This is a genomic window from Rhizobium altiplani (genome assembly GCF_001542405.1).
In the GTDB taxonomy this organism is placed as follows: Bacteria; Pseudomonadota; Alphaproteobacteria; order Rhizobiales; family Rhizobiaceae; genus Rhizobium; species Rhizobium altiplani.
The window spans coordinates 1-10,874 of the sequence record NZ_LNCD01000029.1; the positions used below are offsets into that span (position 1 = coordinate 1).

General features: G+C 56.9%; 5 protein-coding genes and 4 pseudogenes. 4 read left to right on the forward strand and 5 right to left on the reverse strand.

The genetic code is table 11. The annotated features are described in order from the left end of the window. Positions 1 to 59: 59 nt before the first annotated feature. Both AS026_RS04990 and AS026_RS04995 read right to left on the reverse strand, forming a co-directional pair. The gene (locus tag AS026_RS04990) at positions 60 to 1,253 is read right to left on the reverse strand and encodes a DUF418 domain-containing protein (protein WP_245307324.1); all 1,194 of its coding nucleotides are present in this window, start codon (positions 1,251 to 1,253) and stop codon (positions 60 to 62) included. A 606-nt stretch (positions 1,254 to 1,859) separates the two neighbouring features. Further along, positions 1,860 to 3,080: pseudogene (locus AS026_RS04995) on the reverse strand (ISL3 family transposase); the annotation flags it as partial. A gap of 615 nt (positions 3,081 to 3,695) precedes the next feature. Between AS026_RS04995 and AS026_RS05000 the strand changes: the two are divergent. Beyond that, entirely contained in the window at positions 3,696 to 4,424 is a 729-nt protein-coding gene (locus tag AS026_RS05000; RefSeq protein ID WP_028746936.1) for a carbonic anhydrase, read from the forward strand. Between the two features lie 671 nt (positions 4,425 to 5,095). On the opposite strand, the pseudogene AS026_RS41005 reads toward AS026_RS05000, so the two are convergent. Beyond that, positions 5,096 to 5,227: pseudogene (locus AS026_RS41005) on the reverse strand (1-aminocyclopropane-1-carboxylate deaminase); the annotation flags it as partial. Between AS026_RS41005 and AS026_RS43040 the strand changes: the two are divergent. Together AS026_RS43040 and AS026_RS05010 are read left to right on the forward strand one after the other, a co-directional pair. Beyond that, positions 5,227 to 5,313 (forward strand): annotated as a pseudogene (locus AS026_RS43040) (DUF982 domain-containing protein); the annotation flags it as partial. The pseudogenes AS026_RS41005 and AS026_RS43040 overlap by 1 nt on opposite strands. Before the next feature lie 251 nt (positions 5,314 to 5,564). After that, the gene (locus tag AS026_RS05010; protein WP_028746938.1) at positions 5,565 to 5,801 is read left to right on the forward strand and encodes a hypothetical protein; all 237 of its coding nucleotides are present in this window, start codon (positions 5,565 to 5,567) and stop codon (positions 5,799 to 5,801) included. A 470-nt stretch (positions 5,802 to 6,271) separates the two neighbouring features. Here AS026_RS05010 and AS026_RS05015 read toward each other — a convergent pair. Next, positions 6,272 to 9,188, reverse strand: a pseudogene (locus tag AS026_RS05015) (Tn3 family transposase). Between AS026_RS05015 and AS026_RS05020 the strand changes: the two are divergent. Then, positions 9,182 to 9,949 carry a methyl-accepting chemotaxis protein gene (locus AS026_RS05020; RefSeq protein WP_062368803.1) on the forward strand — a complete coding sequence of 256 codons (768 nt, stop codon included), beginning with the start codon at positions 9,182 to 9,184 and terminating at the stop codon, positions 9,947 to 9,949. The pseudogene AS026_RS05015 and the gene AS026_RS05020 overlap by 7 nt on opposite strands. 168 nt (positions 9,950 to 10,117) lie before the next feature. On the opposite strand, the gene AS026_RS05025 is transcribed toward AS026_RS05020, so the two are convergent. Continuing rightward, positions 10,118 to 10,627, reverse strand: a complete 510-nt coding sequence (locus AS026_RS05025) for an NUDIX hydrolase (RefSeq protein ID WP_063805891.1) — start codon at positions 10,625 to 10,627, stop codon at positions 10,118 to 10,120. Between the last annotated feature and the right edge of the window lie 247 nt (positions 10,628 to 10,874).

Genomic DNA, 10,874 nt, shown 5'->3' on the forward strand with positions numbered 1-10,874 from the left:
AAGATCTACCAATGAGCGAAACAAACGCGGAAGACGCCGGAACGTTCCTGACCGCGTTTTCATCTGGCAATCAAACGCGATCCTTGGTGTGACAACAACGTCGCCAGTCGGTGGATGGAGGCTTGGACGCCGGAAACGGTCTTCGCCATCCGGCCGTCCTGCTGCGATGCTCTGTCGAAACAGAAGCTCAGCAACGTAATCGCCACCATCAGGAGCGCTGTGAGCAGAGCCGACTGGGTAATGGTGGTTGGTTCAAATTGCACGCAATAGAGCAGCATGTTGCCAAAGGCGAAGGTGAAGAGGCTCGTGCGACCGAAGAACGTCAGCGATCTCCACAGTGAGGTCGGCGCAATCGACTGGCGCAAGGTAAGCAGGACAGCGGCGGCCGTAATGGCAAAAGCACCGACAACGCCGGCGGCGAAGTAAAGCGGATGGCTGTCGAGTCGCATGGTCATGTTCCCAAGGCCTCTCTTCGTTTCGCTATCGAGTATCCACGCGCCCGCGATGAGCGACAGCCCGGTGCCAAGGAGCACAAGCCAAGCGCGCCGAGTCATCCCTGCGGCCACGCCCGAAGCCGAGCCCATCAGGATTTTCCCGAGCGCCATTCCGGATATGACGAGCGTCATGCCATGCAGGACGGAGGGGCCGCCGAGCTTGGCTCCCCCTATTCCGAACAGGAACATCGCGAGGCGGTCCACTTCCGTTGGCAAGCCAAATACTACGGGACTTGGCAGCCCGCGCAAGACCGGATGAAGAATGTGAATGGCGACGCCCAGGATCAGAAGCGGAACTAGGCCCAGGCGATTGCGCGTCCATAAAAGGGCGGGAGCCACAGTTAGTGCGATTGCGTAAAACTTCAGAATGTCAGTGAACGGGGTTACCCCCAGCATGAAGATTGTCGATATGGAAAAGAATAACGAGTATTCAGACTTGGCAAAAAAAAGAACGACAACAGAAAGACTGTATAGCAGCCAGCATTGAATGGCCCTCGACCACAGAGGAGCGATAGATATACTGTGCTTGTCGGTATCAAATCGTGGCCTGTATACGACTTCAAGCATCGTTCCGAAAAGAACAATGAACGTTGGCGTTGAAAGCGCCATCAATAATTTAAGACCATCAACATAGGGCCCCTTAAAAAAGTCTGCTAATTTGGACACCGCCAAGACGTGACTGCCCATGGCCAGGAAAATCGCACATGAACGGGCCACATCGATCCCAACTATCCGATCTATCTTCATATTTACTGTCATGCTCCGGCAATTCTCCTATGGATAAGCAAAAAGGGCTTACCTACTCACAAAGCCAGACCGACAACCCCAGTCCGCTTGCGCTCTATCAAGTATCGTCAGGGCAATAGTCTGCGCCGAAGCAATGCTGTCGACAAAAGGAATGGAATGACGATGAGATGCAAAGTACGCCGACATGTAGGCAGACGTCGACGACGGGTGACCGAGCTATGGCTCCGACGGTTCAAGATGAATTTCCCAAGATATTCTCACCGCACTACAGTAGACCTGCAAAGCTCCAGTTCTTTTCTCAGCAGCGTAAAGCAGCAGGGTTAGCAGGCGCACGTGCTGATCGGACCGCCCGTTGTCGAAACGCAAGCGATCCGCTCAGGTTCGCTAGTTTCGGCGCCTTGATTTTCAGTTTCGACCTCTCTAATAATCATCTCCGAAAGATCGGTAAAATTCATTGGTTGGATCGCAATGATCTAAGCAATGAATGGGAGAATGCGTATTAAGGTCTTCGCGGGCAGTTTCACTCCTGTCCTTGGCGTAGCGCGACAAATCACCAGAGCGCCATTTTTCAAAACCCTCCTCTGCGAAGCGGTCCTCGTCGCCATCGGCAAGCATGAAAACACTCAGGGCTGCAGCCACAACGGAGATCATATGGCCCGTATCGGGATCGCGGACGGGTTCTGAAACATCCATATCCGCAGGCGGCTCGTCAGGTTGGATATTTTCGACTTCGCGCCACACCTTCAGCAAGCACTCCAGATTAGAGCGGCTGCCCGTGTAACCGCGGTTCTTGATATCGTAAAACAGATGCCGCCCGACCCGGTTTCCTTTTTCCAGCATTCAGCCAGGAAACATTGAAAATACAGCGGCGATGTCGGATTCAATGCTGCCCGGTTTCTGTCTCGAGGTGCATCGGAAGCAAGCCAATTCGCTATGCTGCGGCGCTCGTATCCGGTCCGCCTTGCAATCTCGCTGTAGGTGAGGCCCTGCTGCCGCAACGCTTGAAGCGTGTCGAATATTTCCTGACGAGATTGCCTGTGCGCCAAGCGGGCACGGCGCTGTTGTGACCTGGCGCTGGCGATAGCATCTTCGGAGAGTATGGGTCTGACATGGGCGTGAGCATAAACGCTCATTTGCTCCTTGATTGCCTCCCTGAGATTTTGAACCAGATGGAAACGGTCAGCCACCTGGCGTGCCTGTGGCGCGCCCTCTCGGGCTGCCTGAGCATACAAACCACATCGATCACGGCTCACGACCTCGATCGTCGGACGCTCTTGCAACCATGCTTTTGCGCTCTCGACTCTCCGGTCTTCCAAGACATCGACGACCGAATGACGCTCAAGATCGACCATGATCGTCCCGTAACGGAGGAATACCGCCAGCTCCAATCATCGATGCCCACAACCCGAATAGTGTCTTTTTGTATGGCTCCTGATTACCGCGCTTCAATTGCCGCAAGATCGTGTCGTCGCTGACCGGCATGCCGAGCCGATGCATCAAGTTCTATCCCGGACGACCTCCCATACTGTGGCCAACCAAGCCCACAATCTCAGCCATCCGTTTCGTCGCATATAGGGTGCAGCAATCGCGGGCAACCTGTCGGTGAAGGTTTGTCGCCCGCATTTCCGGTGTCGACACTGCCACCGGTTCAGTGCGAGTAGGGTTTCACAGCCTGAGCTTGAACAGGCAAGTCCTGGAGACGGCGGTCGTGCCAGCCGTGCTGGTGCCGACTTCGCGTTCCACAATCCGGGCAGATCCCGACAGGTTTCGTAGCAGCGGAAGGGCGATACCCAGAATTTTGACCCCCGGGCCGGGTGACCATTTCAATTGCGCTCGCATCCTCGCAAATAACAGCCGAGGCGCTAATATCCTGTTAACCACAGAAATTGAGGATGAACCCGTTTAAGTGCCAAACGACAAACGTGCTGTTGGACTCGTCTGGGAGATTAGTACAATGACAATGCCAACTGTAGCCGAAGTGATCAAGGTTCTGTGCTCTCCCTACGCCTTCTCCTCGTCGGTCCAATTCCGTCGCTGCCGACGGCCGGGATAACCTCGATCCACCGATAGTCTCCTTCATGCGTGGCTTCATCCGTGACTTCAGCTATCGCTTCAGTGCGATCTTCAGCATTCCGGTTCGCTCCTGTCGATAAAGGAGCAGATCTTGCCGCCTCGGTCAGAAAAGGAAAGGTGGGCCGCTTATCACGCTCACGAATCATCGCGCATGAGCATCCCCGCCAGAACTTGTCAGGGCCGGGTTGATCTACCGTACGGCCGGGCGATACTTCAGGATTGGCTTAGCTTCTTCGATGCGTCAATATTCCAATTGATGAGTGCCATATCAAGGCATAACCAAACCGGCCATTCTTCGATTCCCGGAGAATTGCCGGACATGACTTGGAGCAGGTGCCTTTTCTCCGCAGCCATCCCGGATATTGCAAAAGGACCGATACCATGTGCTTTGATTGCAATTCCTCCTCTCTCAGCCGTCGCTCCCTGCTGAAATTTGCCGGCATCGGAGGCGTGGCCGCCATGACTGCATGCTTCGGCAGGACCATGCCGGCATTCGCCTCGAACGCCCCCGCCCTCCTGCCGGATGAAGCACTGGCAAAACTCCAGGAAGGCAACAAGAAATTCGTCGCTGACGCGGAAGCCTGCGCCGCCAATATTTCCAAGCGCCGGCAGGACGTCGCCAAGAGCCAGGCACCCTGGGCGATCGTGCTCACCTGTTCCGACAGCCGTGTCGTGCCGGAACTTGTATTCGGCGGCGTGACGCTCGGCGAACTCTTCGTCGCTCGCAATGCCGGAAACGTGGTCGACACCGATGTGCTCGGCACGATCGAATATGGCACCGAACATCTGCATGCGCCGCTGATCGTCGTCATGGGCCACAAGCGTTGCGGGGCGGTCTCCGCCGCCTGCGAGGTCGTGTCCAAGGGCACCAAGCTCGATGGCTCAATCGGCAAGATGATCCAGCCGATCCTGCCCGTGGCTTTGGCGGAGACCGATCGCGGCGACAATTTTGTCGACAAGACCGTCCATGCCAATGCCTTCAACGGCGCCGAGCGCATCCTCACCGAAAGTGCGATCGTTTCTCGCCTGGTCGAGGAAGGCAAGGTGAAGATCGTGCCCGCCTATTATGATCTCGATACCGGCGTGGTCGATTTCCTGCACAAGGTCTGACCTACGAGGCGACTTCATGTTGCCGATGGCTATCCGCGGGCGCCTCGTCGCGCTCGCGGAACCATAGTCGCGGATGACACTTGCCGCCCGCAGCATCACCGGGCGGGTTACACTGACCGATGCGGGCCGCGAGCTGAGGTCGCGAGCTGGCTGCCTGGGCGACGCTCTTTTGGAAACTTCTGACTATACGCCTGCGCAACTTGGTGAGCTCAATCGACAGGTCCGACAGCTGCGCGATGACATCTATCGGAACCTTGGGCAGCTGGGCCGCTCCCTCCTTAGCCAGCACAAGGACATAGGCGTCGCTCGCAAACCCGATAGGTCATGGAAATAGCAGGGCTCCTGTCACGACGTCCGCCTTCCTGCCGTCACGCCCACGGAATAGAAGATTGCGTAAATGCCAATGGAAATCGCCGATTGTCCGATCTGGCCGAAATGCTCGGCGCCGTGGGGGATTGCGCCGTCATGATTGGGACCATGGAGGCGGAACTGGCCTGGTGACCACCGGTCTAAATGTCGTCGACTTTCCGCCGAACGCGGTGGGCGTGGTGGATCATCGAGTGAGAACGCCAGAGCAAGCGCTGTTCGATCGTTTTCAGGTGCCGCGTGTAGGTCATGTCGATGTCCCGCGAGACAAGGCAAAGGGGATGGCAGGCCGGGCGAGATCGAGTTCAACCGTCCTTGTAGTAATAACTGTAGCCGTTAAGCGGGGGCACCGCCGAGATGGGCGTAAAGGACTTTCGAGCCCTCGGGAAAAAGCCCTCGCGGGTGAGATCGATCATCCCCTGCATCGACTTGCCTTGCCGAGAAACACGATCTCTTGGCGCCGGAAACCAACGTAATCGCCGCGTCACGCCTGCGGCGAGACAGGGATCCGCACGTGCGGTGAGGTGGTCAGATGATGCACGATAGGTTGCAGCAGGCGGCCAGCAAACGCTATCATCCCATTCCTCCTCGTCAACGTCGAAGGAAGGCCTTCGGAAACTGGAAATGCAGCGTGTCCGCTAGATATCGCGTCGAGCAATGACTTGGGCACAAGTTGATTGTGTGCGGCTTGGGGCTTCGCCCTCGACATCAATGATTGACGCAGATCAATGTATTATAGCAAAAAATGCTGATTGTTCCGCCGGCAGGACCACTATGGCAAAAGGTTTGCGGATGATTATCGAAGACCAATCGGCAACCACTTCCTTTCTGAAGAGCGCGTTGTCCGCCGATATGGAACCAGCAGAACAAATCGAGACGCACATCTCGCATATTTTCTCGCAAGTGATCGGCCCTACACTCCGACCACTTCAGGCGTCTATCGGCGTGAAGACGATCACGTTGGAATTCGAGGTGGAGAACCGCAACCACCTCGGTGCCGATCATCAATGAGGACCGTTCGATGCTGTCCGCTCGATTGCGCGATGCCTTGCTCCAAACCTTTTTCAAGTCTCCGGAATTGATCGATGCTGTGATGGACGCTGGCAGTTTCTTTTTTTGTCGAGATTCCACCAAATTCAGCACGACGTGATTGCCGGGTGTCATCCATCGGTCCAGCTCGAGATCGGCACGACCGCGATGTCGCAGCTCGGCCTCAACCGCGGGGAGCGGCCGTACCTTCTAGCCCCGGAGTATGGCGTGAGCCGAATACCCATACCAGATAAAACTCGGCGCGGATTGCGCTTGGATTTATTGGCCTGCCGAACCCGACGGCCCGCGACATCGACGGCAACCTGCTGGCGGTAAACGACAACACAACCATCAAACTGGCAGCCTAACCACCATTCTGCAGCCAACCACCATGGAGGGGCCAGAACAAGAGCAGTCCGAAATCGTACGCTGAGGTCGAACGGAATGAGAACTTACGCGGCATCCCTTAGCCTAGCCGGAAGGCGGAGCGATCGGAATCCGTTGGGCATCTGATGTTCCGCATCCCAGGTGTAAATGCCGGTAAGGTTGATATGCTCCCAACTGAGCGGCGAGATGTGCTTCAACAGAGTATCAGGAATATCTCGACCCGCTCGCTTCATCTGTGTGATTGCACGGTCGAGATAGACTGTATTCCAGTGGACGATCGCACTGACGACGAGGTTGAGACCAGAGGCGCGGAATGCTTGGCTCTCGAACGACCGGTCGCGGATCTCGCCTCGCTCGTGGAAGAACACAGCGCTTTTCAGCTTATGGGCGGCCTCGCCCTTGTTGAGACCAGCTTGGCATCTCCGCCGTAATGCCGGACTTGAGTACCATTCGATCATGAAGAGCGACCTTTCGATACGGCCGAGTTCGCGGAGCGCCCTCGCGAGATGGCTTTGCTTCGGAGATGCAGACAGTTTCTTGAGTATCGTAGACGGCACCACGGACCGCGTCGTGATCGACGCCGCGAGATGGAGCAGATCGTCCCAATGGTCGAGGATCAGGGCGGTGTTGATCGGCGCCCCGATGTGGTCCGACAGGGTCGGATATGCATCGCTCTTCTCGAACGTGTGGAACTTCCGATCTTTGAGATTGCGCAGTCGCGGTGAGAACCGCTTTCCGATCAAGGCGAACAGCCCGAAAATATGATCACTGGCACCGCCCGTGTCGATAAAGTGCTCCTGAATGTCGAGGGCCGTGTCCTGATCGAATAGCCCATCGAGCACATAGGCCGCCTCGCTCTCGGTCGGACCGATGGGCAAAATGCTAAAGTAGCCATATTGATCTGACAGATGGCTATAGAATATCGATCCAGGGTCGCTGCCGTAATGCAAGTTGATTTCGCCGCGCTTTGCAGCTCGGTCGCTCGCACGGAAGAATTGGCCATCGGACGATGACGTTGTGCCATTGCCCCAAAGGCGGGAATGCGGATGCTGGGTGTGGGCATCGGTGATGCACGCTTGCGCCGCGCGGTAGGTCTCCGATCGAGCATGGAATGTACGCATCCACCCAATCTGGTGAGCGCTGATCCCCTTGGATGCGCCCGCCATTCGCTTTGGGCCGAGGTTCGTCGCATCGGCCAGTACACCAGCGAGCATGGCAGAGACATTTTTCGGGATGTCGCCGGTGCGAACATGCGTGAAGTGATCCGCAAAGCCGGTCCATTCATGCACTTCCCTTAACAAGTCGGGAACCTCGACCAACGGACACATGTCGCTGATCTCGGCATTCAGTTCCTCTGCTGCCACGGGGACTTCGCCGACGGTTGGTGTGACAATCAAGGTTCCTGCCTCGAGACGAACTCCCTCGAGCTTTCCAGATCTTGCTCTGTGCGCCAGACGCGTCAGGTTGAAGTCGAGCATCTGACGCGCTTCGGCAGGCCACTGAGCGCCATCAGCTTGCAGCTTGGACCCCCAAACCGAGACGATCGTCTTCCTTCATCGAGATGAATGTCGACCGCGGCATCAGATGCTCGTCAATCGGTCGGAAAGATCGGCTGCCATCGACCCAGATCTCCGCAGATCTAAGCCGGTCTCGCAATGCCGCGAGCGTGGCGATCTCGTAGAGACGGCGATCGGGTTTCCCATGTTCGAAGATAAGCCGTCGATCAGTTTGGCTGAGGTGGGTGATCGGCACGCGATCCGGGAGTGTCCGCCGCTTCTCGGCATAAAGCCGTTTCAACAGTGCAATTGCCGCCAGAAGCGGGTCGTGGCGATGCGCCGAGCGGAACGTGAAGGTCTGAAGGAATGCACCGATGTATTTGTGGACGGTCGCATATTGCTCGGCTGCTACGATCAACGACGGCGACTCGTTGTCGTCGACCATCGACTCGAGCTCAGGCTTCATCCGAAGCAGCCGGTCCCAGCCGACTCTTTGGTCGAGAACATCCAATGCGTTCCGACCATAATCGTTGGCGGACTGCAGGGCGGTGATCGTATCCAGAAACATGCGCAGCGCTTTGGCGGTGTTCGCTCTGCAGTCCATCTGCCGCTGCTTCTTCCGATTATTGGCTTGCGAGAACAACTTGCCCATGAGCTTGATGAACATCGTCACGGCATCGTCCGTGAGCTTCTGGCAAAGCTTGATGACTTTAGCCACGATCAGAGCGTGGCGACGGCTGGCGTTGAATTCGTTGGCAAGCCAGGCGGGCGTTGCGTTGCCCTCCCGGATCATCTGGTCCCACCGTCCGGATGATACGCGCGCCTGCAGTTCCGGATCGATCTCCAGCCGCAGAAAAGCTATCCGCTCGGTCAGCCCGACGAGGTTCGACGCAGCCGGCGCTTCTGGCGCCGAACGCAGCCAATGAAAGCGCGTCTGGCCGATCGACGGGTCAACCCAGCCTATCCAGTGATTGAAGCCTATCGAGCGGGATGTCTTCAATCAAAGTTTTTTCTGCCCGGCGCCGGCTCCGCGTTCGCGAAACGAGGCGACAGTCGAACTGGCTATCGCAGCACCATCGTCGGACGTGGTCGCCGTCTGGATTGCCCCCAATAGCGCGGCGCAGCGATCTTGCAGCGTCGCGCTTCTCGTATCCAGATACACCATTAGCCGCGCCATATGATCCCGACGGGTTTCTTCACGACGTGCATAGAGGGCAAATTGGTCTGGAGCGGCGCCGATCTGATCAGCAACATACTTCAGCATGGCGCGAGGCGGAGTTTCTTCTAATCCAAGCACTCGACCCGGATATCGCATCAGACATAGCTGGATGGTAAAGCCGAGCCGATTGTGATTACGTCTCCCCAGTTCGATCTCCAGGCGATCCGCCAATGACAACGAATAGTGGCGGATCAGGCTGTCCTCGTCGACTGGGATATCGACAAGCTTCCGGCGATCTTGATCTTTGAGAAGCTTGCGCTTTGCCATCGCCCGACTCCATTCATGACCAATCTACGTCGAGCGTTGTCGAGTCGGACCGGACAGAGAAATCAAAACTGGCGCATGTCGATGGCAATCCACAGAGATCGGATGTTGCGCATCCGATCTACGGCATCGTTCATGTTCCGTTCGACCTTAGCGTACTATTTCGGACTGCTCTTGTTCTGACCCCGTCTACTGCCGTCGTCGGTAATGCCACCGCGGCGATGGGGCGAATCGAAGTTGCCTCCAGCCGCATCGGCAACATCATCGAAGTTATTGACGACATCGCCTTCCAGATCAATCTGCTGGCGCTCAACGCGGGCATCGAAGCGGCGCGTGCCGGCCAGGCCGGCAAGGGCTTCGCCGTCGTCGCGCAGGAAGTGCGCGAACTTGCGCAGCGTTCCGCTGGAGCCGCCAGGGAGATCGCCACGCTGATCGGGAATTCCACCGCCGAAGTTGCCACCGGCGCCGGTCTGGTCTCCGAAACCGGGGGCGCGTTGCTGGATATTTCCGAGCACATCGTCGGCATTTCAGCCCAGATCGAGGTGATCGCTCTGTCGAGCCAGGAGCAGGCATCCTCGATCGCCGAGGTCAATGTTGCGATAACGCGCCTCGACCAACTGACGCAAAGCAATGCTACCATGGCCGAGGAGACTGAAGCCGCGAGCTGGACTTTGTCGGGCGAAGCCGATCATCTGATGGATCTCGTCGACCGGTTCGACCTGGGCAACAACAGTGGCCCGGCGGAAAGAATGAAGGCGGCCTAGAAGGCTAAAATCGCTCCAACTCGCGGAACTTAGTCGGTGGTTCGCGACCGTGACAGGCAAACGTGCTGAATTAGAACCCACCATTGCCTGCCCATGCCGTCAACGAATGAAATCTTTGCGCCGCGCGCTCGATTGCGCTTTCGAAGGACCCAGCCGGCACAAGCCCCTTCACTTAGCGGAGATCAGGAAAGAACTTTCGCGGATTTGCGGTCTCATACGGCCCCGTGACCAAAACAGAAGATCCCGAAGCTTCGGGTGCGAAACTTCTTTGGCCGCCGTTTCAAGCAACGCCCATTTCAGTCTTCGGGTTTGCTTTTCCGGGAAGTCTGAGAGTGTTTCCGTCACTTCGAGCAAGTGTACCTTGATGTGGTAGGATAGATCGTCGCCCGCTTTGCGGTAGAAGAACGAACCTAGCGTCTCAGTCGACACGGTGCCTCGTACACCTGCCTCTTCCATCGCTTCTCGCGCGGCGGCAACACTGGGGGTTTCCCCTGCTTCGATACATCCTTTCGGGATGCCCCAGCTGCCATTTCGACGGCTGGCGACAAGCAGTACCTCGATGGCGCTATTCTCAGATGTTCGATAGCAGATCGCACCCGCTTGTTCGATAGGCGTGCGCCAAGATACGGCATCTTCCGGGCGGGCAAAACGGCTTGACGACGATCGTGCCTCTCCCATGTCCCGTGCCCCTGATCCAAGATTGTCGTGGCTATCGTTGCAGGCTTGCCGCTGTTTATGACCGTTCTATGACATACGATCGCGAGCGTGAACAGAGAACATCAGTTGAAAAGCATCTCTTTCATACCAACCTGCGCCGCCTGTTGCGACATTCGTTTTTGGTCAGCCGAGCAGTCACGATCGCGAACACGCATGTGAGGAGCGTCGATCAGGATCAGATTATGACGTCATTGATATCGCTGATCCA